The organism is Leifsonia araucanica (assembly GCF_051161895.1).
In the GTDB taxonomy this organism is placed as follows: Bacteria; Actinomycetota; Actinomycetes; order Actinomycetales; family Microbacteriaceae; genus Leifsonia.
Genome location: NZ_JBMBTW010000002.1, coordinates 2,164,729 through 2,187,603 on the forward strand (window position 1 = coordinate 2,164,729; position 22,875 = coordinate 2,187,603).

Consider the following 22,875-nt stretch of genomic DNA (forward strand, 5'->3'; position numbering starts at 1 on the left):
GTGCAGCCAGAGTACCGCCACGGGACTGTGCGCCGCCTGCGTGTTCGCTCTGGGCGCGCCGGGCGTTCAGAACGCCCGTGATCGCCCGGTCGGGATCAGCTGTAGACGGAGGGCGCGAGAATGCCGACGCCCCGCAGATTGCGGTACTTCTCCGCGTAGTCGAGGCCGTAGCCGACCACGAACTGGTTGGGGATCTCGAACCCGACGTACTTCACGTCGATCTCGACCCTGGCAGCCTCCGGCTTGCGCAGCAGGGTGCAGATCTCGATGGACTCCGGGCCGCGCGAGCGCAGGTTGGCCAGCAGCCACGACAGGGTGAGGCCGGAGTCGATGATGTCCTCGACGATCAGGACCGTCTTGCCGTCCAGGTCGGTGTCCAGGTCTTTCAGGATGCGCACGACCCCGCTCGACGCGGTGCCGGAGCCGTACGAGCTCACGGCCATCCAGTCCATCGTGACCGGGATCTTCAGCTCGCGCGCCAGGTCGGCCATGACCATGACGGCGCCCTTGAGCACGCCGATCAGGAGGACGTCTTTACCGGCGTAGTCGCGTTCGATCTCGCGGCAGAGCTCGGCGATACGGGAGCGGATCTGCTCCTCGGTGATGAGAATCTCGGTCAGGTCGTCGTGAACGTCCGTGAGTTCCATGAGGGAGGTGCTGTCCTTAAGAGTTGGGGGAAAACATGAGCAGCCCGTTCTGCCTGACAACTCTAACGCCTGGGAGGCTGAGCGGACCCTGGCCGTGCCAGTCGGTGATCAGCTCGGCGACCGCGAGCGTGTGCGCGCGGCTGAGCGACACCCCGAACTCGGCGGAGACGACCAGCCGGATGATCCGCTGGCGCAGGGCGGGAGGGTCGGCCGCGAGCCCGCGCACGTCGAGGGCGACCGCTCCGTCGTCGGTCTGGGTCACCAACTCGAGCGCCCATTCGAGGGCGAGGCCGTCGAGCGCGTCGTCGTCCTCGCGCAGCTGCTCCGCCGTGCGGGCGAGCGCCTCGGCGATGCCGGGACCCAGCTCCCGTTCGAGCACGGGGAGCACGGTCGAGCGCACCCGCACCCTCGCGTACGACGGGTCGGCGTTGTGCGGGTCCTCCCACGGGGTCAGCCTGCTGTCCGCACAGAAGGCGTGCGTGGTCTCCCTGCGCAGCGCGAGGAACGGGCGCAGCAGTGTGCCGGTGTCCGCCGCCATGCCTTGCAGGCTGCCCGGGCCAGAGCCGCGGGCGAGCCCGAGCAGGACCGTCTCCGCCTGGTCGTCGAGCGTGTGCGCCAGCAGGATGCGCTCAGCGCCGGTGGATGCGCGTGCCCGGGAGAAGGCGGCATGACGGGCGGCGCGGGCGGCGGCCTCCGGACCGGAGCTGTCCGCATCCACTGTCACCGTCTCGACGATCACGGGGTCGAGGCCCAGGCCGCGGGCGGTGGTGGCTGCTGCTGCGGCCACGTCGGCGGAGCCCGGCTGCAGGCCGTGGTCGACGATCACGGCGCCCGCCCGGTATCCGGCGCGCGGCGCCACGAAGGCGGTCGCGGCCGCGAGGGCGAGCGAGTCCGCTCCCCCGCTCAGGCCGACGAGCACCAGCGCGCCGGCGGACAGTGGATGCGGTCGCTCCGGCCCGTGGTCGTCGTGCCCATCCGGGGCTTCGAGCGCCGCCGCCGCTGCCAGTGCGGTGCGCACCGCACGCCGCGCGTCCGCGATCGGCGGAGTGAGACGGGGGCGGCGTTCGGCGCGGGCCGGTTCGGCGCCTGGAGAACCGTTGAGGTGCATCCAGTAACGTTATTGCAGACTTTTCGACACAAGGAGAGAACACCATGGCCGAATACGATGCGATCATCGAAATCCCCAAGGGGAGCCGCAACAAGTACGAAGTGGACCACGAGACCGGCCGGGTGTACCTCGACCGCGTGCTCTACACCGGGTTCGTCTACCCGACCGACTACGGGTTCTTCGAGAACACGCTGGGCCTCGACGGCGACCCCGTCGACGTGCTCGTGCTGCTCGAGTACCCGGTGTTCCCCGGCGTCGGCATCAAGGTGCGCCCGGTCGGCGTGCTCAACATGAGCGACGAGGCCGGCAGCGACGCCAAGGTGATCGCCGTGCAGTACAAGGACCCGCGCTGGGCGCACATCCAGGACGTCGATGACATCCCGGAGGGCACCCGTGCCGAGATCCAGCACTTCTTCGAGCACTACAAGGACCTCGAGGCCGGCAAGTGGGTCAAGGTCGACGGCTGGGGCGACGCCGCAGAGGCGAACGCCATCATCGAGGCCGGCATCGCCAAGCTCGCCGAAGAAGGCCACTAGCCCCCACGCAATCGAGTCCGGACTTATGCACGCCCGCCGCGGCGTGTCGCGTGCATACGTCCGGACTCGATTATTTAAGGAGCGTGGTCAGGCGCTGGGGCGGGCGACCTGGTACCAGGGGGAGCCCCAGACGGACTGGATCTTGACGACGTCGCCCTCGGTGGGGGCCGCGATCATCATGCCGCCGCCGATGTAGATGCCCACGTGGTAGAAATCGCCGGGAGCGTCGCCCCAGAAGATGAGGTCACCCGCCTGCTTGTCGCTGTACGAGACCAGCTGGCCGCGGTTGGCAGCGGTGTAGTACTGGTTGTTGACCGAGTGGCTGCCGATGTAGACGCCGGCGTACCCGTAGGCCTTCATGGTGAGGCCGGAGCAGTCGTAGCCGCCAGGGCCCTCTCCACCGAAGATGTACGGTTTGCCGAGCTGGGCGCGCGCGTAGGCGATCGCCGTGTCGACGACGTTGCCGTTCGGCGGCGCGACCGGGCCGCCGCCTCCGCCGCCGCTGGGGGCCGTACCGCCACCGCCGCCACCGCCGCCTCCGCCGTTGCCGCCACCTCCGCCGCCTCCGGAGTTCTGCGCCTGCTCCTGCCGCTGGCGCTCTGCCTCCGCAGCCGCTGCGGCAGCAGCCGCCTGCGCGGCCCTGACCTGCTCGCCCTGCAGATACGCGGCCTCGGTCTGGGTCGACGTGTTCTTCAACGTGGCGAGCTGGGCGACCAGCTCGGTGGACTTGCTCTGCTGGGTGGCGAGGGCCGCCTGCGCCTGAGCCTGCGCATCCTGAGCGGCCTTGAGCGCGTCGTCGGCCTTCGCGGCCAGCGACTGGCGCTCGGTCTTGGCGACCTTCGCCTGCGCGGTCAGCGACTCCGCGTTGTTCTTGTCTTTGGTGGCCTGCTCGTAGACGTCCTTGGACTGGGCGGTGAGCTTGCTCATCGTGCCCAGCTGGTAGAGCAGCTTGTCGGCGGCGGAACCGGAGCCGCCGCCCTTCAGCATCAGGTCGACGGAGAGGTCGCCGCCGCCGCTCGACTTCGCCAGGTGGGAGGCGAGCAGACCGGCGCGCATCTGCGAGGTCTTGGCCTTCTCCGCCGCGGCAGACGCCTGCTTCTGCAGGTCGGCTTCCTTCTTGGTGGCCGCTGTCAGAGCGTCCTTCGCCTGGAAGTACGCCTCTGCCGCCTTCTCGGAGGCGACGCGGGCCGCATCCACCGAGGACTGCAGCCCGGAGATCAGCTGGGTGATGTTGTCGATCATCGCCTGCTGGTTCTGGACGTTCGCTTTGGCCTGCTGCACGTCGTTCCACGACGGGTAGTCGTCTGCGAATGCCGGTGCGGCGATGACGCCGACGGATGCGGTGACCACACCCATGACGCCCGCGCCGATCATGACGCCGGGGCGAACCCGCGGCCTGTCGTTCTGGCTAGCCAAGTGGTGCCTGCCTTTCCCTCATGAACGGAATCCCGTCGATCTTCACACCGCCGAGGCGCACCTCGAAGTGCAGGTGGCACCCCGTGGATGCGCCGGTCGTGCCGACGCGTGCGATCGGCTGGCCGGCACTGACCGACTGGCCGATACCAACGAGGATCCCTCCGTTGCGGATGTGCGCATAACCGGTCTGCACACCGCTTCCGTGGTTGATCAGGACGAAGTTGCCGTACGAGCCGTTGGGACCCGCGTACTCGACCACGCCCGGATACGCGGCGTAGATCGGCGAGTTGCATCCGGCGCCGATGTCGATGCCCTGGTGGTATGTGCTGCCGACGCCGCCCGGCGACGGGCGGGAGCCGAAGCCGTCGGTGATCGGGCCGGCGGCGGGGACGGCCCAGCCCTGCGGGCCGACGTAGCCGCCCGGCAGTCCGCCGGAGCCCTGCGCGGCCGCGGCTGCTGCCGCTGCCGCGACACCGGCCTCGTAGCCGGCGACGGTCTTGCTGACGGTGTCGCGCAGAGCGGCGAGCTGCGCCTGCATCACGACGATCTGCTTCTGCTGCTCCGCGAGCTTGTCCTGGGCGGCCTTCGCGGCCTCGGCCGCTGCCTTCAGCGCTGCCTCCGCGGCGATCCGCAGCTTCTCGCGCTCCGCCTTGGCGACGACAGCCTGCTCGGAGAGCGCCTTCGCGGTGTTCTGCGCGGTCTTGGCGTCGGTGTAGACCCTGTTGGACTGCTCGACCAGCTTCGACATGCTGCCGAGGTCGGAGAGCAGCTTGTCCGGGCTGGTGCTGGAGGCGCCGTTGCCGCTCAGGAACAGGTTGGCGGTGAGGTTGCGACCGCCGGTGCGGTAGAGCTGGGCGGCGAGCTTGCCGGCCTGAACGCTCGCGTCGTCGGCCTTCTTCTGGCTCTCGTCGGCCTGCTTCTGGATGAGGTCGGCCTTGATGTTGGCGTCGTCGAACGCGGCCTCCGCCGCCTGCAGCTCCTGGCCGCGCTTGACGGCCTCGGCCTGCGTGGCAGCCACCTCGCCCTTGAGCTGGCTGATGAGCCCGTTGATCCTGTCGACCTGAGCGGAGGCCGCGCCTGCATTGGCCTTGGCGTTCTGGACGTCCTGCCAGCTCGGGTACTGGTCCGCGTACGCGGGGGCAGCGACGGCGCCGACCGCGAAGACGGTCGCGACGCCGATGGCGGCGACGAGGGCGCGCATCCGGTGCCTGAGCGAGCCTGGGCGGCCGAGCAGGCCGGCGCGCCCGGCGGCGGGGGCTCGTCGGGGGCTGGGTGAGACCGGTTCAGTGCGCTTCATCGTTTCCTCGAACCCGTTCGCTCGTGCTCGTTTGAGTCACATGAGTCACACGGGTCCCGCTGTCAACGTGTGCAACTTTAGCAACAAGCACTCCGAGAGCCCAGGGTCGGTGGGCTGTGGATGCTCGAAGACACGGAGATCGACGGGGGCGGCGCGCGACTGCACGGACAGCCCGGGCGGCCGTCGAGAGCGAATCTAACCCGCGATCGAGAGGAAACCGTGACCATTCGCTGGCTGGTCGTGGGATGGTCGCGGGATGGCGGGAACGGGCGGAATGCGGGCCGCGTGGTGCGCGCGCGGGCCGGCCCCGTGCATCCCGAACAGCCGGACCCGCCCGGGATGCACGCAGGATTCGCTTTTGCCCGGGGGTTTCCGTATGCTTGTTCGTCGGTGGTCATCGGAAAGTGAAAGCGATCCGTGACGTTCCGGCCCCATCGTTTAGCGGCCTAGGACACCGCCCTTTCACGGCGGCAGCACGGGTTCGAATCCCGTTGGGGTCACTGTCCGTTGAAGGTAACGGCGTCCTATATAATTGAATAGCTTCACATTGAGGCCCTGTAGCGCAGTTGGTTAGCGTGCCGCCCTGTCACGGCGGAGGTCGCGGGTTCAAGTCCCGTCAGGGTCGCCACGACGAGAAGCCCTTCCCTTGGGAAGGGCTTCCGTCTAGAGGCGGCATCGGTCGTCTCGAGAGGCTCTGTAGCTCAGTTGGTAGAGCGTTCGACTGAAAATCGAAAGGTCACCGGATCGATGCCGGTCGGAGCCACCAGAGAAAACCCCCGGTTCGCCGGGGGTTTTTTGTTGGCCTCGCGAAGTGGCGGACGCGTGACCGTTGCTCTCCCCTCGCCTCAGTCGCCCTCCCGCGCTTCCCGCCCCGCGTCATAGTCGAGCAGCAGTGCGCCGGTGTCGAGCTGGCGGGAGCCGACCAACGTCAGGTCGGTGGCGGGGAGTCCGTCGGCGAAGATGGAGCGGCCGGCGCCGGCCAGGCGCGGCATCAGCAGCAGGCGGTAGTGGTCGACGAGGCCCGACTTTGCCAGGGCAGCGACGAGGGAGATGCCGCCGACGGCCACGATTTCACCGTCGTGGCGCTGCGTGATGCGGGTGACCGCCTCGTCGAGTGGGCCGCGCTCGACGGTGGCGTTCCATCCCGGCTGCTCGAGAGTGTCCGAGATGACCACCTTCGGCAGGCGGTTCATGGTGCGGGCGAACGCCCGGTACTCGTCGCCGTTCTCGGCGGTGTCCGCGGTCGGCCAGTACGCCGCGTTGAACTCGAAGGCGGTGCGTCCGTACACGAGCAGCTGGCCGTCGTGCGCGTTCGCGCCCGACCAGTACTGCTGCATTTCGTCAGACCAGTCCGGCGAAATCAGGCTGCCTTCCGCTGTCTCGGTGAATCCGTCGATGGTCATGAACATCGCGACGGTGAGTGTTCCCATTGTCATTCTCCTTCTGTCGGTGGTGCGTTATCGGGTGGGACCGGTGGTGGATGCGCTGGTGGATGCGCTGCGCCGCACGAGCGTGAGGACCAGCGGCAGCGCCACGGCGAGCGCGAGGAAGGCGACGGCCGGCCCGACCAGGGCGGCGAGGGCGCTGACCGCAAATGCGCCCGCCGCCATTCCGCCGTCGTATCCCGCGTTCCAGAGGGCGCTGACGGTGGCGAACTGCCGTTCGTCGGCGCGCTCGTACATGGCCGAGATGGTGCTGTTCTGCAGGGCGCCGAAGCCGAGGCCGAAGACCACGCCGCCGGCGAGCACGAGGGGAGCGCTGGCGGTCGCCGCCATCGCGGCCATACCGACGGCCGAGAGTGCGATGCCGGGGAGGAACAGGCGGCGGTGCCCGAGACGGTCGCCGTACCGGCCGGCGAGCCAGCGTCCCAGCCCCGCCGCGGCCGGCTGCACCAGCAGCAGGGCGGGAGCGAGAGCGGAGGCGGAGCCGGTCAGCGCACCGGGGACACAGGTGACGACCACCCCGGCGACGGCAGCGGAGGCCGCGAACACGAGCGCCGGCCGCAGCAGCTCCGGGGAGCGCAGACCCACGAGGATGCCGGTCCCCGACCGTCCGGAGGTTCGCGAGGAGACCTGCGCCGTCTGCGCCCCTGCTGCGCGCCCGGGCAGCCCGCCGACCGACGCCACCGCGAACAGAGGCACCGCCCCGGCGATCGCGAACACCCATCCGGGACCAGCCACGGCGCTGAGCGTCACCCCGAGCGGCAGCGCGAGCAGGGAGGGAACGGCACTCACCAGCCCGGCGAGCGCGAGGCCCTCGCCGCGGCGATCGGCCGGGACGATCGCAGCGGTCACCGCGCCTCCCGCGACGATCGCCAGCGCGAAGCCCAGGCCCCGCAGCACGCCCGTGGTCACCAGAACGGGGAGGGACACCGAGAACAGCAGGACGAACGTCGGCGCTCCGAGCAGCACGAGCCCCGCCGCGAGGACCGCCCGGACGCCGACCCGCTGCATCAACCACGGCGAGGCCAGCTCGCCGGCGACGGTCGCCGCGAGCAGCGCGCCGTTGGAGACGCCGCCGCCGACCGGTGAGGTCGCGTCCGCAAGCAGCGGCACGGCGGCGAGCGGGAGGAAGAATCCGACAGAGCAGGCGACGATCGAGACGAAGCGCAGCAGGAGCGGGCGCGTCACCAGCGGGGAACGCTGCGGAAGGGCGGTGGTGCTGAGGCTCGTCGTGGTCATGGGAACGACCCTAGATTCGGGGTGGCATGGCGGTAAGATCCATTCGCATGGCGGTGGAGTGGTCCAATTCGAGTCCCGAGTTGCTGGTCCGGCTGGACCGCGACTCCGGCGTTCCCCTGCGCACTCAGCTGCAGTCGCAAGTGCGGGCCGCGATCCAGGATGGGCGGCTCGCGACGGGCGAACGACTCCCCTCCTCGCGCGATTTCGCAGCGAGCCTCGGCGTGGCCCGCGGAACCGTCCAGGACTGCTACGAGCAGCTGCGATCAGAGGGCTACCTCGTCGCGCAGACCGGGTCGGCGACGCGCGTCGCCGCAGTTCAGGTCGAGCCGGTCGGGGGAGTCGGAGAGCCGCCGACCGCCGGGGTGCAGCACGACCCACCCGCCCGGGTCGCCGACTTCGCGTCCGGAGTCCCCGACCTCGGCACGATCCCGCGCGACGACTGGACGTGGGCCATCCGCGAGGCGACGAGGAGCGCCCCGAACGCCGCCTTCGACTACGGCGACCCGCGCGGAGACCCGAGCCTGCGGGAGGTGGTCGCCGCGTACCTCCGGCGCGTCCGGGGGATGAACGCACGGTCTGCCCAGATCGTCGTGTGTGCGGGATTCGCGCAGGGTGTCGCGCTCACGTTCCGCGCGCTCGCCCGGCGCGGCATCGGCACGATGGCGGTGGAGGATCCCGGCTCGATCGGCACGGTCACGCGCGCGGCGGAGGCGGTCGGCGGCTCGGCCGTGCCGGTGCCGGTCGACGAGCTCGGCATCGACGTGGCGGCGCTCGACGCGAGTGGAGCACGCGCGGTGGTGCTGACCCCCGCGCACCAGTGGCCGACCGGCGTCGTCCTCGCCCCCGAACGCCGCCGCGAGCTTCTCGACTGGGCTGTGCGCCGCGACGGCATCATCGTGGAGGACGACTACGACGCCGAGTTCCGCTACGACCGTGAACCGGTCGGATCGTTGCAGGGGCTGGCGCCGGACCGGGTGGTCACGCTCGGGACGGTGAGCAAGTCACTCGCGCCCGCCCTGCGCCTGGGCTGGACGGTGGCGCCGGCCTGGCTCGCAGACGAAGTGGCGGCTGCGAAGGAGTCCGCCGACCGCGGCGCACCGACACTCGACCAGCTCGCCCTCGCCCGTCTCATCGAGTCCGGACGCTACGACCGGCACCTCCGCCGGATGCGCACCCTCTACGCCGCCCGCCGCGACGCGCTCGCCTCTGCGCTGCTGGCGCACGCGCCGACGGTGAGACTGACCGGCCTGGCGGCGGGATTCCACGCGGTCGCGCACCTGGCACCGGATGCGGACGAGCAGCAGATCATCGACGAGGCCCGCACGCGCGGGGTCGCGCTCTACGGCATGAGCACGTACCGCTCGACACGCAGCCCACACCCGCCGCAGCTGGTGTTCGGCTTCGGCAACACGTCGGAGGAGTCGATCCGCGCTGGGATCGCGGCGGTCGCGGACCTGCTGCGCTGACGTGGGTGTGTCGGTGCGTTTTGGCCTGAACTCCCCCGCCAACCCCGCGCTATGCTCCCGCCATGAGTAGCGCGCGCCGGACGGTCACCGCATCCGCCTGGGTGTTGCTGGTGCTCGGCATCGTCGCGGGCGGCGGAGCGCTCCTCCCGCTCTCGGCGAGTGTCAGGTTCCGACCTCTGCTCCTTCTGCTCGCGGCTTTCCTCGTCCTGTGCGCGATCTTCCTTTTCATCGCTGTCACCCGACACCCGTCACGGCGAACGACGGCCGGCGGTTTCGGGCAGGTGGCGACGACCCACACGTTCTCCTTCTCGGTCGGCGAGCGCGAGAAGCACACGATCGTCTACCTCTTCGATCAGTGGTGGGGATGGCTGACGATCACCGTGGACGGCACGATGGTCGTCGAGAAGTTCATCACCCTGAATTTCCGGCTGCGCCAGGTCTTCGAGTTCACCGTCGGAGTCGACGAGCGCCACGTCGTCCGCATCGAGAAGTCGCGGCCGTTGCTGGTCGCCTTCGCCAGGCCTCAGCCCACGCGCGCATTCTGTGATGGCGTGCTCGCGGCGGAGGACAGCGGCGTCGCTACGGGCCCGACAGGTCGAGCTTCGGGGGATGGGTCATGATGGGGAACTCCGGTGGGGGCGGCCAGACGGTAGGACGCCGGCCGCTGCCGGACTCGCCGGAGGAACCGGAGGACTCGCTCCTGGACTGAGCCGCTTCGCGGGCCGCCTCTTCCGCTGCGGCGCGAGCCGCGGCTTCGGCGGCGGCGCGATCGGCGGCCTCCTGCGACGTGGCCAGGTCGTGGGCGCGCGCGACGAAGGCGAGCAGTTCCGCTTCGACCGTCGCCCCCGCGTTCGCGGCGGTCCGTGCTTCGCCGGCGGCCGTCGTCAGCGCGGCACGGGATGCGGCGTCCGCGCGCGGAAACGCCGCGAGCAGTGCCGTACCGGCGGTCTCCAGCGGGTCGATGGCGGGACGGTCGTCGGAGTGCTTCGCACCCGTGACGAGCTGGGCAAGCAGGACGTTCGTGGCATCGCGCTGTTCCTCCGCCGAGTCGATGGCAACGCGGGTGGCGTCGAGCCAGCCTGCCTCGCGTCGCGTCTGGCGTTCCACCGTGACGGCCGCCTCCGTCAGCTCCTCCGTCGTCGAGTCGGCGGACGCTGTTGCTTCCTGCTCCCCTGGCGCCTCACCCGATCTCTGAGCCAGGGCCTTCTCGATGTCGCCCGCAACCGCATCCAGGACGGTGTGGTGCGTCGCCGGCAAGACACCGGCAGGACTGGAGCGCAGGGTCGCTACCGTGCCGGAAAGGCTGACGAGAGCGTCGCTCGCGCTGGCGAAACGGGACTGCGCCGCCGCGAGTTGGTCGGTCAGCCGATCCAAGCGCACGCCGGCGGCCTCGTAGCGGTCGACGGCGGCGGCGTGCGCGGCGGCCGTCGAGATGGGCACAGCGACCACTGCTGCCGCGAGTACGAGAGCAGCGACAATGGTCGAGGTCGCCCGGAGGGGCGAGCCGAAGAACCGCCGAGCGGACGCGCGCAGCGCATCCCCCGTTGCGAACGATGCCACCTCTGCCTCCCGGGAGACGGACCGCCCGTCGTCGTTACTGTGTCAGATCCCTCCTGCGGCAGCAACTCCCCCGAACGCCCGCCCGGCCATCCCCGACAATGGTTCAGGACGGCACGTGCGGGAGGCGGAGGAGCGATGAGGGAGCGAGTGCTCGACCTGGTGTTTCTCGTCGGGGTGCTCTTCAAGGGGATCGACGGACTCTTGGAGACGATCGGCGGGATCGTGCTGCTCTTCGTGACGCCCGGCCAGGTGAAGTCCGCCGCCCACGCGGCCACGTCGAAGGAGCTCACCGAGGATCCGCACGACCTCGTCGCCACCCTTCTCGTGCACGGCGTCTCCCACCTGCACACCGGGAGTCAGATGTTCATCGCGGCCTACCTGGTGCTGCACGGTGTGGTGAAACTGGCGATCGTCGTCGCGCTGCTGGTCGGATCCCGGCGCGTCTACCCGTGGGCGATGGCCGCGCTCGGTGCGTTCGTGGTGTTCCAGGTGTACGAGCTCGTCACGGCGCCGTCCGTCGGGGTGGTCGTCCTGACCATCCTGGATGTGGTGATCATCTGGCTCACCTGGCGCGAGTGGCGCCGCAACCGCGAGCTGCGGAAGACCTGGCGGGGCACCGTCGACTGGATCTTCCGGCGGCACGTCACGAGCTGAGAGCCGAGCGCCTCTCGGCGACGGGTGTGACGACGAAGTCGTCCAGGGTGCGCAGCTCCCCGCGCACCAGCTCGGCGGCACGCTCGGCCACGTGCGTCGCATCGTGCAGGCTCACGGCGTCCGTGATCACGACCGCCGAACCGAGCAGACGGTGGCCGGACCAGCGGAGCTTCACGCTCTGGACCCCGGTGACCCCGTTGGCATGCTCCAGGCGGTGTTCCACGCGCTCCACGAGCCGCGGGTCGACCCCATCCATCAGGCGCGCGCCGACGGACTTCACGGTGCCCCACAGCAGGATCAGGATCGAGACCGAGATCAGCAGGCCGATGACCGGGTCCGCGATCGGGAAGCCGAGAAGGACGCCGATCGCGCCGAGCACGACGGAGAGGGACGTGATCCCGTCCAGGCGCGCGTGCACGCCGTCGGCCACGAGGGCCGCAGAACCGATCCTGCGGCCGACCCGGATGCGGTAGACGGCCACGAGCTCGTTGCCCGCGAAACCGATCACACCGGCGGCGATCAGCCACCACGCGTTCTCCACCGGCCGCGGGTGGATGAACCGGTCGATCGCCTCCCAGCCGGCGATGACGGCGGAGAGAGCGACGACGAAGACGATGAACAGCCCGGCCAGGTCCTCCGCCCGCCCGAAACCGAACGTGTACCGGCGGGTCGCGACACGGCGGCCGAGCACGAAAGCGATCCACAGAGGCACGGCTGTCAGCGCGTCGGCGAAGTTGTGGATGGTGTCGGCCAGCAGCGCGACAGAACCCGTGACGAGGACGAGCCCGAACTGCAGGATGGTGGTGCCGAGCAGGATGAACATGGATACCTTGACCGCGGTGACGCCGGCCTTGGACGCCTCCAGCGCGTCGTCGACGGAGTCTGCGGCATCGTGGGTGTGCGGGACGAAGAGGTCGTAGAGGAAGCCCTTCACGCCGCCATGCGGGTGGTTGTGGTCGTGTGAGTGGTCGTGGTCGTGCTCGTGCTCGTGCGTGCGGAGACCGCTCACGCGCCGACGCCCTCCGCCGCACCGGCCTCGGCGTGGTGATGACGCGGAACTCCGCCGAGGGCGTGCTCCGCCTGGAAGATCGCATCCGACACGAGGCGGCTGGTGTGCTCGTTCTCGAGCCGATAGAACACCCGCTGCCCTTCCTGCCTGGTCGCCACGATCCGCGCGAGGCGGAGCTTGGCGAGATGCTGCGACACCGCGGACGGCTGCTTGTCGAGGATGTCGGCGAGGTGGTTCACCGACAGCTCGCCGGCATCCTTGAGCGCCAGCACGATCCTGACCCGCGTGGCGTCGGCGAGCATCCCGAACACCTCGACGGCGAGCTCCACGAACTGGCTGTCGGGAAGACGGCCGCATATTGCCTTATCTGCATCCATACGCAGATTAAAGATCACCTCATCGGCGAACGCAAATCAGCGAGGCGAGCGAGAGCCCCACCGCGCTATGGTGGGGCCGACTCCAGGCATCGGACGGGGGACGAGGATGAAACTGCTGCTCACATCGGGCGGGGTCACGAACGACAGCATCCGCGCGTCGCTGATCAGGATGCTCGGCAAGCCGATCGCCGACAGCCGCGCTCTCATCATCCCCACCGCGCAGTGGGGGCAGCCGCTCTGCAGCCCGGAGAGCGTGTGGAGATCGACGGCCGACCGCTGGGAGGGCGAAGGCGGGCTCGTCGGGCTCGGCTGGAAGTCGGTGGGCGTGCTCGAACTGACCGCGCTGCCGAGCATCGCGGAGGAGCGGTGGATGCCGTGGGTGCGCGATGCCGACGTGCTGCTGGTCGACGGCGGAGAGGCGAGATACCTCTCCACCTGGATGCTCCAGTCCGGCCTGGCCGGGATGCTGCCCGAACTCGTCGACACCGTCTGGGTGGGGGTGAGCGCCGGGAGCATGGTGCTGACACCGCGCGTGGGGACGGAGTTCCTCGACTGGCAGCCGGAGGGGACGGACGAGACGCTCGGGCTGGTCGACTTCTCGATCTTCCCGCACCTGGACTACCCGGGCTGGACGGAGAACACGCTCGAGGCCGCGCGGCGCTGGGCCGAGCGCATTCCGGGCCGGTCGTATGCGATCGACGATCAGACCGCGATCGCCGTGGTCGGCGACCGTGTCGAGGTGATCAGCGAGGGGCACTGGGAGCAGTTCGACCGCTGACGCCGCGGCTCACGGGGTCGAGCGCTCCGCCGATCCGGGCGGCTGCCCCAGTGCGGGAAGGACCACCCGATCGATGAGCTCGGTCACCGCATCCTCGTCGAGGTACTGCTTGCGCAGCACGACGCTGCCGAACGCGGCGGTGGGCACGAGCCCCGCGATGAGGGCGACCGGGACGTCGGCGGGCACGACCCCTCTGGCGATCCACCGCTCGATGACCTCCCTCAGCGCAGCGGCCGGCGGACTGCCGACGTCGCGGTTGGCGGCCTGATAGAGGTCCGGGTCACTGCCGAGGGCGCTGAGCAGGCTGGCCAGGATGCGGCCGGAGCGTTCGTCGGAGCCGGCGAAGTGCATCGCGGTGCGGCGGAGGTCCTCGCGCAGCGAGCCGGTGTCCTGCGGGTCGAGCCTGGTCTGCGTCGCGCGCACGGCGGCGACGACCAGATCGACCTTCGTCTCCCAGCGGCGGTAGATCGCAGACTTGCCGCAGCGGGCACGCGCCGCGACAGCGGCGATCGTCGTGCCGACGTACTCCCGCTCGATCAGCAGATCCTGGGTCGCCTCGATGATGCGGTGCTCGAGCCCGGAGTCCCGGGGTCGACCGGAGGGCTGCGTCGCGTCGGCGGACATGGGAGAGGAGTCTACCTTCCGGGTTCGGGTGTTCCCGTAAATCGCTTGCCGATTTACGGTACTTAAGAGTACCGTAAGCAATTACGAGAACGGCGTATCCGTAATAGACGCCCGTTCCCCCGACCGTTTGGAGGAGTCATGGCAACAACCTCGGCCACCGCAGCACCGGTGGCGACACTTTCGAAGCCGCGCGTCGCGGTCATCCTCGTCGTCGCGGTCGCCATCGCGATCGCGCTCAACGCCGTCGTGGCGACCATCGCGAAGGCGGCGGGCGCCCCGGCCGACTTCGGCGGGCTCTCCGTGCCCGCATACGTCTCGATGACGATCCTCGGCGTCCTGGCGGGGTGGATCGGCTGGCACCTGGTGGAACGTCACGCGCGCGATCCGCGCAGGGCGCTCACCATCCTCGTCCCCGTGGTCCTGCTGCTGTCGTTCATCCCGGACATCCTGCTGGCGGTACTCCAGTTCATGCCGGGCGCGACGGGCACCGCGATCCTCGCGCTGGTCGTGATGCACATCGTGGTGGCCGCGGTCGCAGTGCCGGCCTACGTGCTCGCATCCCGTTCGCGCTGACGGGCGGACGGCCTCCAGCGCAGAACCAGTGCGGCGCAGACCAGGGCGACCACGACCATCCCGAGGCCGAGAACCGCGCCGGCCGCGACGTCGTGGAGGTAGTGGGCGCCCTGCGCGACCCGGTCGAACGCGACGAGGACCGCGCATCCGAAGGCCGCAGCCATCACGGCGAAGCGGCGGGACAGCACTGCGATGACGGCGGCGGCCGCGAAGGCGAGCGTCGCGTGGTTCGACGGGAACGACCAGTCGCCGAGCGGCGCGCACTCCTCCGCCAGCGGCCACCGCTGACAGGGGCGCAGCTCCGTGACGAGCAGCTTGATCGACTCGCTCGCCGCGTACGCGATCCCGACCGAGACGACCAGGGCGACCACGCGGACCCGGTTGGCCGGCTGCCGTCGCCAGCCCAGGACGATGGCTGCGGCCACTCCGGCGGCGAGCGCCACCAGCGCGACCTCCGAGAGGAGGCCCACGCCGGGCACGCCCGCCGAGACGGCGACGAGCCACCTGGTGGCGACGACGCTCAGGCTTCCGGGGAACGGCATCACCAGCACGAGCGCACTGAGGGCGACGGCGGACGCGAACAGCACACGCTGTGGCACGGTCGGGAGGGCGGCGAGCACGGCGGTGCGGAGGGGAACGGTGGGCATACCCGGACGCTATCCGGGCGGCTGCGTGGCCCTCATCCGTCGCTCGACGGGTCTTGCTACACAGAACGAATGACTTCTCCGAAGCGTCCGAGCACCCAGTGACCCGGTCACCACGGCACCGTCTCCCCGTTCCTGTCGAGGTACTGCAGGCCGGCCGCGCCGCGTTGCGCATCCACCGTGTCGACCAGCGGCGGGATGCTCTCCTCGATGCGCAGCGTCGCGCCCGAGCCGCCCATGTCGGTCTGCACCCAGCCGGGGGCTGTCAGCAGGAGCGCGCGATCCTCGCCGTCGTGCCGGGCCGCGTAGCTGCGCATCAGCTGGTTGAGCGCCGCCTTGCTGGCGCGGTAGACCTCGAATCCGCCGGTGCGGTTGTTGGCGACGCTCCCCTGTCCGGACGACATGACGGCGATGGTGCCGTCCGGCGCGACCAGGTCGTCCAGCGCCTCGACGGTGCGGATCACGCTGAGCACGTTCGTGTACATCATCCGCTCGAACTCGTCGTCCAGGATGTCGGCGGCGATGGCGTTCCGGGGGACGAGCGCGATACCGGCGACGACGAACAGCAGGTCGAAGGTGCGCCCGGAGAGACGCCTGCTCAGCGCATCCACCTCGTCCCGTTTGGTGATGTCGACGTGCTCGATCTCGACCGCGTCTCCCGCCCGCTCGGCGAAGGCGTGCAGGGGCGTCGGCGCGTCGCCGCGCACGGTTCCCACGACCCGGGAGCCGCGGGCGACGTACTCCTCGACGATCGCCTCCCCCAACCCTCGGGATGCGCCGATCACGAGCACGGTCCTGTTCGGGCTGGTCATGCGTGTGTCCATGTTCTTCTCGTTTCACTCAACTGTTGTTGAGCGAAACAGTACCACTTTCACTCAACCGTTGTAGAGTGAATGCCGTGGATGAGCCGATGACGCGGGCAGAGCGACGAGCGGCGACCGCCGCGAAGATCCTCGAGGCAGCACAGACCGAATTCGGCGAGCGCGGCGCCGACGGCGCGACCGTGCGCGGAATCGCGCAGCGCGCGGGCGTCGACCCGTCGCTCGTGCTGCAGCACTACGGCTCGAAGCAGGCACTGTTCGCCCTGGCGGTCCGGCCGGCGCCCGACCTGAGCGCCGAGCAGGTGCCGCAACACCTGGCGGAGGTCCTGGATCTCCGGCTGCGCGAGCTGCCGCCGCACACCAAGGCACTCGTGCGCTCCATGCTCACCTCGCCGGAGGCAGCGACGGTGATGCGCGACTACCTGGAAGACCGGGTCGACAACCTGGCGCGCACGAGCGACCGCGACGACGCCCGCCTGCGCGCGGCCGTGCTGGTGTCGAGCATCCTCGGGATGACGATCGCCAGGCACTTCGTCGACCTCCCCGAGCTCGACATCGACAGCGACGACATCGCCGCGGTGGTCGAGCCGTGGTTCGGGATGCTGCTGGCGGACTGACCAGAGGCCGCAGGCCGCGTGAGCGTCACGGGTGGTGCGTGACCGTCAGCTCTGGCGAGCCGAACGGGAACGGGAAGACGATCGCGCCGCCATCGGCGAGCGTGTCGATCGGCAGCAGCATCATCCACGTCAGCCCGATCGCGCCGGAGACCAGCGCGATGACGATGATCAGCCCGGCGGCGCGGTCGAGGAGACGCAGGGCATCCGTGACGGTCGCCGAGTTGCGGGCGATCCTGCCGATCACGACGAACAGGATGACCGCGAAGGCGGCGTAGACCACCCAGCTCGGGCGCAGCGCGATGTTCCTGCAAGTGGTCTGCACCACACCATCCGATGCACCGCTGTCCGAGCAGGCGCCGACACTGCCCGTGCAGAGCATCGTGTAGACGACCGCCGCGATGCCCGTCGTGATCAGCACGCGTCTCAGCCGGACCAGGATGGGTCCGGCGGGGAGCCGTGAGAGCTCCCCCAGTTCGACCTTCGGTCCCGTCACTGTCGGCATCACAGTCCCCCCCGTCTCGATGTCGATCGCCATTCTGCCCGAACCCACAACCGCTCGTCGAGCGCCGCCGCAGGGACGCGTTCTCCCCCGGTTCCGGCCGGGGTGAGGAGGCGCGCTCGGAGCACTTGCGAGCCATCGAACAGTGTTGTAAAACATATGCATCAACTGATCCACATCCTCTCTGGGTCGCGGGGTCGGGCCTCGGCATCCGGCTTCGCGGCGGCACGCGACGACAGGTATGGAGGTGATGAACCGTGACAGTGGCGGACGTGGTCGAGCAGACGGCGGACGAGTTCGCGGAGATCCTCTGCTCCGATCAGGAGTGGGTGGACGCGGAGTTCGAGCAGATCGTCTCCGGCTTCTGGGATGCGCCGGCGACGACGGCCGACGCTCCTCGGTCGCGGGACGCGGCCGCGCATCCCGATCGGCGGACGACGTCGCATCCGCGCGGCGGACCGCGAGCACCGGAGCCGCGCGCATCGATCCGGTCACCACCGTGACACCGGGCCAGGACGCCTGGCCATGCCGACACCACGAACACAACCCGGCGGCACCGTGCCGCCACACCGATGGAAGGAGAATCTCACCATGTCGATGTCATTTGATCCTTTCAGCCAGCTGGACAGGATCGCCCAGAGCGTGTTCGACACCAGCAGGCAGCCGCGGCTGATGCCCGTCGACCTGTTTCGCGAGGGTGACCAGTACGTGCTCAACGCCGACCTCCCCGGCGTCGACCCCGGTTCGGTCGACGTGGATGTCGACGGTCACCTTCTGACGATCAGGGCGCAGCGATCGGCCGCCAACCGGGAGAACTCGCGCTGGCTGGCCCAGGAGCGGCCGTTCGGCTCATACCTGCGCCAGTTCACCATCGGCGACGACGTCGATGCTGAGCGCATCAGCGCCAGCTACGACAACGGCGTGCTCAGCGTCGTCATCCCGGTCGTCGAGCGGGCCAAGCCGCGGAAGATCCGCGTCGACTCGGCCGCCGACCACCAGAACGAGAACCAGAAGGCGGTCGTCGCCTAGCAGTGCCATCGGGGCGGGGTGGTTGCCGCAACCACCCCGCCCCGTCACGTCTCTCCCCCACCGCAGATCGACTGCATTGTGCTCTGTCGCATTCCTCGTCTACTATCTGCTTTAACGATGAAGCACCATTCATCCGATCATCGTTACCTTCGCTCAAGGGAGAGACTCCATGCGCTACAAGAAACAGCTCGCGGTCGTCGCGGTCGCGACCGCGGTCGGCCTGCTCGCCACCGGATGCTCCGGTGGCGGCTCCAACTCCGGCGATCCCGTCAAGCTCACGGTGTGGACAGGATTCACCGGTGGAGACGCACCGGGCTACGAACAGATCGTCAAGGACTTCAACGCCTCGCAGAAGAAGATCACGGTCAGCATGTCGGCCGAGCCGTGGGACACCATCCAGCAGAAGCTGCCGTCCGCGTGGATGACCGGACAGGGCCCGGACATTGCCGCCCCGGCCTCCGACCCCAACGTCATCGCGCAGTACGTCAAGACCAAGTCGGTGCTGCCGATCACCAAGACCGGTGACTCCGCGACCACGATCAACGTCTCGAAGTTCGCGCCGGCGCTCGTCGACGAGTTCACGTACGACGACAAGCTCTACGCGGTGCCCGCCAACTACGCCACGCTCAGCCTCTACTACAACAAGGCGCTCTTCACCGCAGCGGGCGTCACCCCGCCCACCACGGTCGACGAGCTCAAGGCGGCGGCCAAGAAGCTCACCACGGACGGAAAGTACGGGCTCGTGCTCGCCGACAACAACACCATCCAGATGTGGCCGGTGCTGCAGTGGCTGGAAGGCGGCGACATCGTCGACGCGAAGAACTGCAGCGTCCTTTCCAGCGCCAAGGGCCGGGACAGCCTGAAGCCGTGGGTCGACCTTGTCGTCAACGACAAGATCTCGCCCGTCGGCCTCACCGGGGCCGAAGCGGACGCCCTCTTCTCCGCCGGCAAGGCCGCGATGGAGATCAACGGGCCATGGGCGGCGCCCGGATACAAGAAGGCCGGCATCGACCTCGGCATCGTGCAGGTGCCCGTCGCCGCGTCCGGCAAGCCGGTGACCCTCGGCTCCACGGCGCCGCTCGCGATCTCGGCCAAGACCAAGCACCCGGAGGAGGCGCAGGAGTTCCTCGCGTACTGGACGGGCAAGGTCGCGCAGAAGAAGTTCTCGCTCTCGACCGGCTTCCCGTCGCTGCGCACCGACCTCGCCGACGACTCGGAGCTCGCGGCCAACCCGGTCGTGAAGGTGTTCTCGTCGCAGGTGCCGGACTCGCGGCTCTACCTCCCGCAGGTGCCGAACGCGACCCAGGTCGACTCCGACGCGTACGTGCCGCTGATCGGCAGCCTCACCAGGGGCACCAGCCTCGACGACGGCACATCCATCGCATCCAAGAAGATCGACGAACTCACGGGCTGCTCCAGCAAATGACCGTCATCACCAGGGCCCGGGAGTCGCACGACGGCTCCCGGGCCCGTCCCACCGCACACGGAGAGCAGCCGCGGAAGCGCAGGCGCTTCCGCGCAGGCCCAGCCCTGCTCTTCATCGCCCCCAGCTTCCTCATCCTCGGTGTCTTCGTGCTCTGGCCGATCCTGGTGTCGTTCTGGTACAGCCTGCACGACTGGACCATCGGCGCCGACGACCAGCCCTGGGTCGGCTTCGACAACTACATCAAGCTCACCCAGGACCCCCGATTCTGGGATGCGCTCGTCCACACCACGCTCATCACGGTCATCTCCGTGGTCGGGATCGTCGTGGTCGGCCTCGCGCTGGCACTCGCCCTCGCCGCGGAAGGACTCGGCACCCGCATCATCCGGTCGGCGTTCTTCTTCCCCACCGTCGTCTCGCTGACCTCGATCGGCCTGGTCTGGCGGTTCCTGCTCGACCCCGAACTCGGGCTCATCGGCGGGATCACGTCGGCGCTCGGCCTCGGCAAGGTCGGGTTCCTGCAGTCGCCGGAGCTCGCCCTGCCGACGATCATCTTCGTGAACATCTGGAAGAACGCCGGATTCGTCATGATCATCCTGATCGCCGGCCTCAAGGGCATCCCGTCGGAGCGTTACGAAGCGGCCAGGCTCGACGGCGCAGGCGCGGTGAACCTGCTGCGCTACATCACCCTCCCCGCACTGCGGCCGACGATGCTGTTCGCGACGCTCATCATGACCATCCAGTCGTTCCAGCTGTTCGACCTGGTCTACGTGATGACGGGAGGCGGTCCGCTGTTCTCGACGGAGACCCTGGTCACCCTGCTGTTCCGCGAGGGTTTCGTGAACTTCCACACCGGATACGCGGCGGCGATCTCGTGGGCGCTGTTCCTCGTGATCGTCGTCATCTCCGCCCTCCAACTCAGAATCTTCAGGTACAACGATGTCGACTGACACGCTGCGCCGGCGCACGGTCCGGCCATCCACCCGCTTCGCGGACGTCTCGAAGTGGATCTTCGTCGGCGTGGGGCTCGTGCTCGCCCTCGTCCCCTTCATCTGGATGCTGTCCACCTCGTTCCGCACCGAGAAGGACCTCTTCAGCAACCCGGCCAGCCTGTTCCCCACCGAGTGGACGCTGCACGGCTACCAGGGCGTGTGGGAGCAGCTGCCGTTCCTGCTGCTGGTGTTCAACACGATCGTCTTCGCCGGAGTCACCACCCTGCTGACCCTGCTGTTCGACTCGATGTGCGCGTATGCGCTCGCCAGGATCGACTTCCCGGGCAGGAACATCGCGTTCTGGCTGGTGCTCGTCACCCTGATGGTGCCGTTCCAGGTCACCCTCATCCCGGTGTTCCTCGAGCTGTTCCACCTCGACTGGCTGAACACCTACCAGGGGCTGATCATCCCGCGCGCCACCAGTGCGTTCGGCATCTTCCTGTTCCGTCAGTTCTTCGTCTCCATCCCGCGCGACCTCGACGAGGCCGCCAGGATCGACGGGGCAGGACACCTCCGCATCTACTGGCAGATCATCCTGCCCCTGGCGAAGCCGGCCATCGCGACGGTCGCCGTGCTCAACTTCACCGCGCTCTGGAACGACCTGCTCTGGCCGCTCGTCGTCACCAGCACCTCCGAGATGCGCACCCTCCCCGCCGGGCTCGCGCTGTTCGGCGGACAGCACGTGACCGACCACGCCGTGCTGATGGCCGGAGCCGTGATCTCGCTGCTCCCCATCGCCATCGCCTTCTTCCTCGCGCAGCGATACTTCGTCGCCGGCGTCGCAACGACAGGACTCAAGTGACCACATTCATCGAAGGCTTCCCCCACGACCGGCTGCGTTGGCTGATCGGCATCGAGGACACCTGCGTCTATCCGGCCCCCGGTTCGTCGATGGGCGCGCTCAACGAGTTCGCGCTCACCGGGCACGACGAGCACTGGCGGGAGGACCTGGCCACCGCATCCGGGCTCGGGGCGACCGGCCTGCGCTACGGGGTCAGCTGGCCGCTCGTGCACGTCGCTCCTGGCCGCTTCGACTGGAGCGCGCTGGACGAGCGGATCGACGTCGCCGTGAACGAGCTCGGCCTCACGGTGATCGCCGACCTGGTGCACTACGGGACGCCGACCTGGCTCGACGGCTCGTTCGCCGACCCGGTGTTCCCGGAGGCGCTCGCGGAGTTCGCGGGGGCGTTCGCGGAACGCTACCGCGGAGTGGTCGACCACATCACGCCGCTCAACGAGCCGATCACCACGGCGTCGTTCTGCGGGCTGCGCGGCGTCTGGCCGCCCGCGCTGACCGGCTGGGACGGCTGGACGACCGTGGCGGTCGGGATCGCCAGGGGCGTGCAGCGGGCGGTCGCCGCGATCCGGGATGCGAACCCCGGCGCCGTCGTGGTCCACGTCGAGGCGTCGCAGCTCTACGAGACGACGGACGACGCGCTGCTGGCCGAGGTCGAGCTGCTGCGCTCGCTGTCCACGTTGCCCAGCGACCTCATCCTGGGCAGAGTGGATGCCGCGCACCCGCTGCACGACTGGCTCACCGGCAACGGGGCGGCAGAGGAGCACCTGGCCGAGCTGCTTTCCGGCGCTCCCGCCATCGACATCCTGGGCGTCAACTACTACCCAGACTTGACCCCGCGCATCCTGGAGGTGGTCGACGGGGCCACCAGGCAGGTCACCGCGAACCGCTGGGCGGACGGGCTCCGCACGGTGCTGCTCCGCTGGGAGGAGCGGTACGGGATGCCGATGCTGGTGACGGAGACGAGCATCGAGGGCACCCAGCGGGTGCGCCGCGACTGGCTGGAGGCCGCGACCGAGACCGTGCGCACGCTGCACGGCGAGGGCGTGGACATCCGCGGCCTCACCTGGTGGCCGCTGCTCGACTTCGTCGACTGGTCGTTCGCCTCCGGCGGGCGCAACGTGGAGGAGTTCGTGCTGCATCCGGAGACCTCGCACGACGCGACATCGGAAACGTTCGCCGACCCGGCAGCCGGGGTTACCCCCTTCCTGCGCAGGATGGGGCTGATCGAGCTGAGCGAGGGCGACGACGGGTCCCTCCTGCGCACGCCGACGGAGGCAGCGCCGTCGTTCCCGCGCGAAGCGGCAGCACTGCCGGAAGGTCTCTGA

General features: G+C 69.3%; 26 protein-coding genes and 3 tRNA genes. 16 read left to right on the plus strand and 13 right to left on the minus strand.

Annotated elements, in window-relative coordinates:
• Nucleotides 1-95: 95 nt before the first annotated feature.
• Together hpt and tilS are read right to left on the minus strand one after the other, a co-directional pair.
• Nucleotides 96-647: a hypoxanthine phosphoribosyltransferase gene (gene hpt / locus ACN6M5_RS10360; protein ID WP_055899140.1), complete on the minus strand. Its 552-nt coding sequence runs from the start codon at nucleotides 645-647 to the stop codon at nucleotides 96-98.
• A gap of 16 nt (nucleotides 648-663) precedes the next feature.
• On the minus strand, nucleotides 664-1,755 hold the full coding sequence (tilS, locus tag ACN6M5_RS10365; RefSeq protein ID WP_434949576.1) for a tRNA lysidine(34) synthetase TilS: 1,092 nt from the start codon (nucleotides 1,753-1,755) through the stop codon (nucleotides 664-666).
• Between the two features lie 11 nt (nucleotides 1,756-1,766).
• Here tilS and ppa point away from each other — a divergent pair, with 11 nt between their 5' ends.
• Nucleotides 1,767-2,291: an inorganic diphosphatase gene (gene ppa / locus ACN6M5_RS10370; protein WP_256921931.1), complete on the plus strand. Its 525-nt coding sequence runs from the start codon at nucleotides 1,767-1,769 to the stop codon at nucleotides 2,289-2,291.
• 87 nt (nucleotides 2,292-2,378) lie between these two features.
• Here the strand turns inward: ppa and ACN6M5_RS10375 are convergent, their stop codons facing one another.
• Entirely contained in the window at nucleotides 2,379-3,665 is a 1,287-nt protein-coding gene (locus ACN6M5_RS10375) for a C40 family peptidase (protein ID WP_434952375.1), read from the minus strand.
• A 34-nt stretch (nucleotides 3,666-3,699) separates the two neighbouring features.
• On the minus strand, nucleotides 3,700-5,004 hold the full coding sequence (locus tag ACN6M5_RS10380) for a M23 family metallopeptidase (protein ID WP_434949577.1): 1,305 nt from the start codon (nucleotides 5,002-5,004) through the stop codon (nucleotides 3,700-3,702).
• A gap of 427 nt (nucleotides 5,005-5,431) precedes the next feature.
• On the opposite strand from ACN6M5_RS10380, the gene ACN6M5_RS10385 reads away from it, so the two are divergent.
• The 3 genes from ACN6M5_RS10385 to ACN6M5_RS10395 all read left to right on the plus strand — a co-directional run bounded on the left by ACN6M5_RS10385 (nucleotide 5,432) and on the right by ACN6M5_RS10395 (nucleotide 5,770).
• A tRNA-Glu gene (locus tag ACN6M5_RS10385) sits at nucleotides 5,432-5,504 on the plus strand.
• A 51-nt stretch (nucleotides 5,505-5,555) separates the two neighbouring features.
• Nucleotides 5,556-5,632: transfer RNA gene (locus tag ACN6M5_RS10390), tRNA-Asp, on the plus strand.
• Between the two features lie 62 nt (nucleotides 5,633-5,694).
• A tRNA-Phe gene (locus ACN6M5_RS10395) sits at nucleotides 5,695-5,770 on the plus strand.
• Nucleotides 5,771-5,849: 79 nt separating this feature from the next.
• On the opposite strand, the gene ACN6M5_RS10400 is transcribed toward ACN6M5_RS10395, so the two are convergent.
• Together ACN6M5_RS10400 and ACN6M5_RS10405 are read right to left on the minus strand one after the other, a co-directional pair.
• Nucleotides 5,850-6,434, minus strand: a complete 585-nt coding sequence (locus tag ACN6M5_RS10400) for a dihydrofolate reductase family protein (RefSeq protein WP_434949578.1) — start codon at nucleotides 6,432-6,434, stop codon at nucleotides 5,850-5,852.
• A 27-nt stretch (nucleotides 6,435-6,461) separates the two neighbouring features.
• Entirely contained in the window at nucleotides 6,462-7,685 is a 1,224-nt protein-coding gene (locus tag ACN6M5_RS10405; RefSeq protein ID WP_434949579.1) for an MFS transporter, read from the minus strand.
• 80 nt (nucleotides 7,686-7,765) lie between these two features.
• Between ACN6M5_RS10405 and pdxR the strand changes: the two genes are divergently transcribed.
• Complete coding sequence (gene pdxR, locus ACN6M5_RS10410) at nucleotides 7,766-9,151, plus strand: MocR-like pyridoxine biosynthesis transcription factor PdxR (RefSeq protein ID WP_434949580.1); 1,386 nt, start codon at nucleotides 7,766-7,768, stop codon at nucleotides 9,149-9,151.
• Nucleotides 9,152-9,213: 62 nt separating this feature from the next.
• Nucleotides 9,214-9,771 (plus strand): hypothetical protein, encoded by a 558-nt coding sequence (locus ACN6M5_RS10415; protein WP_434949581.1) that lies wholly within the window; start codon nucleotides 9,214-9,216, stop codon nucleotides 9,769-9,771.
• On the opposite strand, the gene ACN6M5_RS10420 is transcribed toward ACN6M5_RS10415, so the two are convergent.
• Nucleotides 9,731-10,711: a hypothetical protein gene (locus ACN6M5_RS10420; RefSeq protein ID WP_434949582.1), complete on the minus strand. Its 981-nt coding sequence runs from the start codon at nucleotides 10,709-10,711 to the stop codon at nucleotides 9,731-9,733. The genes ACN6M5_RS10415 and ACN6M5_RS10420 overlap by 41 nt on opposite strands.
• A gap of 135 nt (nucleotides 10,712-10,846) precedes the next feature.
• Between ACN6M5_RS10420 and ACN6M5_RS10425 the strand changes: the two genes are divergently transcribed.
• On the plus strand, nucleotides 10,847-11,365 hold the full coding sequence (locus ACN6M5_RS10425; RefSeq protein WP_434949583.1) for a DUF2127 domain-containing protein: 519 nt from the start codon (nucleotides 10,847-10,849) through the stop codon (nucleotides 11,363-11,365).
• On the opposite strand, the gene ACN6M5_RS10430 is transcribed toward ACN6M5_RS10425, so the two are convergent.
• Together ACN6M5_RS10430 and ACN6M5_RS10435 are read right to left on the minus strand one after the other, a co-directional pair.
• Nucleotides 11,355-12,374, minus strand: a complete 1,020-nt coding sequence (locus tag ACN6M5_RS10430; protein WP_434949584.1) for a cation diffusion facilitator family transporter — start codon at nucleotides 12,372-12,374, stop codon at nucleotides 11,355-11,357. The two genes, ACN6M5_RS10425 and ACN6M5_RS10430, sit on opposite strands and share 11 nt — an antisense overlap.
• On the minus strand, nucleotides 12,371-12,751 hold the full coding sequence (locus tag ACN6M5_RS10435; protein ID WP_434949585.1) for an ArsR/SmtB family transcription factor: 381 nt from the start codon (nucleotides 12,749-12,751) through the stop codon (nucleotides 12,371-12,373). Before ACN6M5_RS10435 ends, ACN6M5_RS10430 begins: the two co-directional genes overlap by 4 nt.
• Nucleotides 12,752-12,857: 106 nt before the next feature.
• Between ACN6M5_RS10435 and ACN6M5_RS10440 the strand changes: the two genes are divergently transcribed.
• A complete protein-coding gene (locus tag ACN6M5_RS10440) occupies nucleotides 12,858-13,529 on the plus strand; it encodes a Type 1 glutamine amidotransferase-like domain-containing protein (RefSeq protein WP_434949586.1) in 672 nt (223 codons plus the stop codon).
• Nucleotides 13,530-13,538: 9 nt separating this feature from the next.
• Here the strand turns inward: ACN6M5_RS10440 and ACN6M5_RS10445 are convergent, their stop codons facing one another.
• A complete protein-coding gene (locus tag ACN6M5_RS10445; RefSeq protein WP_434949587.1) occupies nucleotides 13,539-14,153 on the minus strand; it encodes a TetR/AcrR family transcriptional regulator in 615 nt (204 codons plus the stop codon).
• Nucleotides 14,154-14,291: 138 nt separating this feature from the next.
• On the opposite strand from ACN6M5_RS10445, the gene ACN6M5_RS10450 reads away from it, so the two are divergent.
• Nucleotides 14,292-14,726 carry a DUF6069 family protein gene (locus tag ACN6M5_RS10450; protein ID WP_434949588.1) on the plus strand — a complete coding sequence of 145 codons (435 nt, stop codon included), beginning with the start codon at nucleotides 14,292-14,294 and terminating at the stop codon, nucleotides 14,724-14,726.
• On the opposite strand, the gene ACN6M5_RS10455 is transcribed toward ACN6M5_RS10450, so the two are convergent.
• Nucleotides 14,699-15,373: a phosphatase PAP2 family protein gene (locus ACN6M5_RS10455; RefSeq protein WP_434949589.1), complete on the minus strand. Its 675-nt coding sequence runs from the start codon at nucleotides 15,371-15,373 to the stop codon at nucleotides 14,699-14,701. The genes ACN6M5_RS10450 and ACN6M5_RS10455 overlap by 28 nt on opposite strands.
• A 107-nt stretch (nucleotides 15,374-15,480) precedes the next feature.
• Nucleotides 15,481-16,194, minus strand: a complete 714-nt coding sequence (locus tag ACN6M5_RS10460; protein WP_434949590.1) for an SDR family NAD(P)-dependent oxidoreductase — start codon at nucleotides 16,192-16,194, stop codon at nucleotides 15,481-15,483.
• Between the two features lie 74 nt (nucleotides 16,195-16,268).
• Here ACN6M5_RS10460 and ACN6M5_RS10465 point away from each other — a divergent pair, with 74 nt between their 5' ends.
• Nucleotides 16,269-16,808, plus strand: a complete 540-nt coding sequence (locus ACN6M5_RS10465) for a TetR/AcrR family transcriptional regulator (RefSeq protein WP_085369031.1) — start codon at nucleotides 16,269-16,271, stop codon at nucleotides 16,806-16,808.
• Nucleotides 16,809-16,833: 25 nt separating this feature from the next.
• Here the strand turns inward: ACN6M5_RS10465 and ACN6M5_RS10470 are convergent, their stop codons facing one another.
• Nucleotides 16,834-17,301, minus strand: coding sequence for a hypothetical protein (locus ACN6M5_RS10470; RefSeq protein ID WP_434949591.1), 468 nt, complete (start codon nucleotides 17,299-17,301; stop codon nucleotides 16,834-16,836).
• Between the two features lie 263 nt (nucleotides 17,302-17,564).
• On the opposite strand from ACN6M5_RS10470, the gene ACN6M5_RS10475 reads away from it, so the two are divergent.
• The 6 genes from ACN6M5_RS10475 to ACN6M5_RS10500 all read left to right on the plus strand — a co-directional run bounded on the left by ACN6M5_RS10475 (nucleotide 17,565) and on the right by ACN6M5_RS10500 (nucleotide 22,875).
• Nucleotides 17,565-17,810, plus strand: a complete 246-nt coding sequence (locus ACN6M5_RS10475; protein WP_434949592.1) for a hypothetical protein — start codon at nucleotides 17,565-17,567, stop codon at nucleotides 17,808-17,810.
• A gap of 88 nt (nucleotides 17,811-17,898) precedes the next feature.
• Nucleotides 17,899-18,336, plus strand: coding sequence for an Hsp20/alpha crystallin family protein (locus tag ACN6M5_RS10480; protein ID WP_085369034.1), 438 nt, complete (start codon nucleotides 17,899-17,901; stop codon nucleotides 18,334-18,336).
• A 169-nt stretch (nucleotides 18,337-18,505) separates the two neighbouring features.
• Complete coding sequence (locus ACN6M5_RS10485) at nucleotides 18,506-19,762, plus strand: ABC transporter substrate-binding protein (RefSeq protein WP_434949593.1); 1,257 nt, start codon at nucleotides 18,506-18,508, stop codon at nucleotides 19,760-19,762.
• Nucleotides 19,759-20,709, plus strand: coding sequence for a carbohydrate ABC transporter permease (locus ACN6M5_RS10490; RefSeq protein WP_434949594.1), 951 nt, complete (start codon nucleotides 19,759-19,761; stop codon nucleotides 20,707-20,709). The genes ACN6M5_RS10485 and ACN6M5_RS10490 overlap by 4 nt, the downstream gene beginning before the upstream one ends.
• On the plus strand, nucleotides 20,699-21,553 hold the full coding sequence (locus ACN6M5_RS10495; RefSeq protein WP_434949595.1) for a carbohydrate ABC transporter permease: 855 nt from the start codon (nucleotides 20,699-20,701) through the stop codon (nucleotides 21,551-21,553). Before ACN6M5_RS10490 ends, ACN6M5_RS10495 begins: the two co-directional genes overlap by 11 nt.
• Nucleotides 21,550-22,875 (plus strand): family 1 glycosylhydrolase, encoded by a 1,326-nt coding sequence (locus ACN6M5_RS10500; RefSeq protein WP_434949596.1) that lies wholly within the window; start codon nucleotides 21,550-21,552, stop codon nucleotides 22,873-22,875. Before ACN6M5_RS10495 ends, ACN6M5_RS10500 begins: the two co-directional genes overlap by 4 nt.

Excerpts from the sequence above, each read along its gene's own strand:
- ACN6M5_RS10460 (WP_434949590.1), bottom strand. The coding sequence starts at position 16,194 with ATGGACACACGCATGACCAGCCCGAACAGGACCGTGCTCGTGATCGGC.
- ACN6M5_RS10490 (WP_434949594.1), top strand. The coding sequence starts at position 19,759 with ATGACCGTCATCACCAGGGCCCGGGAGTCGCACGACGGCTCCCGGGCC.
- ACN6M5_RS10455 (WP_434949589.1), bottom strand. The coding sequence starts at position 15,373 with ATGCCCACCGTTCCCCTCCGCACCGCCGTGCTCGCCGCCCTCCCGACC.
- ACN6M5_RS10375 (WP_434952375.1), bottom strand. The coding sequence starts at position 3,665 with ATGATCGGCGCGGGCGTCATGGGTGTGGTCACCGCATCCGTCGGCGTC.
- tilS (WP_434949576.1), bottom strand. The coding sequence starts at position 1,755 with ATGCACCTCAACGGTTCTCCAGGCGCCGAACCGGCCCGCGCCGAACGC.
- ACN6M5_RS10495 (WP_434949595.1), top strand. The coding sequence starts at position 20,699 with ATGTCGACTGACACGCTGCGCCGGCGCACGGTCCGGCCATCCACCCGC.
- ACN6M5_RS10400 (WP_434949578.1), bottom strand. The coding sequence starts at position 6,434 with ATGGGAACACTCACCGTCGCGATGTTCATGACCATCGACGGATTCACC.
- ACN6M5_RS10480 (WP_085369034.1), top strand. The coding sequence starts at position 17,899 with ATGTCGATGTCATTTGATCCTTTCAGCCAGCTGGACAGGATCGCCCAG.
- ACN6M5_RS10440 (WP_434949586.1), top strand. The coding sequence starts at position 12,858 with ATGAAACTGCTGCTCACATCGGGCGGGGTCACGAACGACAGCATCCGC.
- hpt (WP_055899140.1), bottom strand. The coding sequence starts at position 647 with ATGGAACTCACGGACGTTCACGACGACCTGACCGAGATTCTCATCACC.
- ACN6M5_RS10435 (WP_434949585.1), bottom strand. The coding sequence starts at position 12,751 with ATGGATGCAGATAAGGCAATATGCGGCCGTCTTCCCGACAGCCAGTTC.
- ACN6M5_RS10445 (WP_434949587.1), bottom strand. The coding sequence starts at position 14,153 with ATGTCCGCCGACGCGACGCAGCCCTCCGGTCGACCCCGGGACTCCGGG.
- ACN6M5_RS10415 (WP_434949581.1), top strand. The coding sequence starts at position 9,214 with ATGAGTAGCGCGCGCCGGACGGTCACCGCATCCGCCTGGGTGTTGCTG.
- ACN6M5_RS10405 (WP_434949579.1), bottom strand. The coding sequence starts at position 7,685 with ATGACCACGACGAGCCTCAGCACCACCGCCCTTCCGCAGCGTTCCCCG.
- ACN6M5_RS10485 (WP_434949593.1), top strand. The coding sequence starts at position 18,506 with ATGCGCTACAAGAAACAGCTCGCGGTCGTCGCGGTCGCGACCGCGGTC.
- ACN6M5_RS10380 (WP_434949577.1), bottom strand. The coding sequence starts at position 5,004 with ATGAAGCGCACTGAACCGGTCTCACCCAGCCCCCGACGAGCCCCCGCC.
- ACN6M5_RS10450 (WP_434949588.1), top strand. The coding sequence starts at position 14,292 with ATGGCAACAACCTCGGCCACCGCAGCACCGGTGGCGACACTTTCGAAG.
- ACN6M5_RS10425 (WP_434949583.1), top strand. The coding sequence starts at position 10,847 with ATGAGGGAGCGAGTGCTCGACCTGGTGTTTCTCGTCGGGGTGCTCTTC.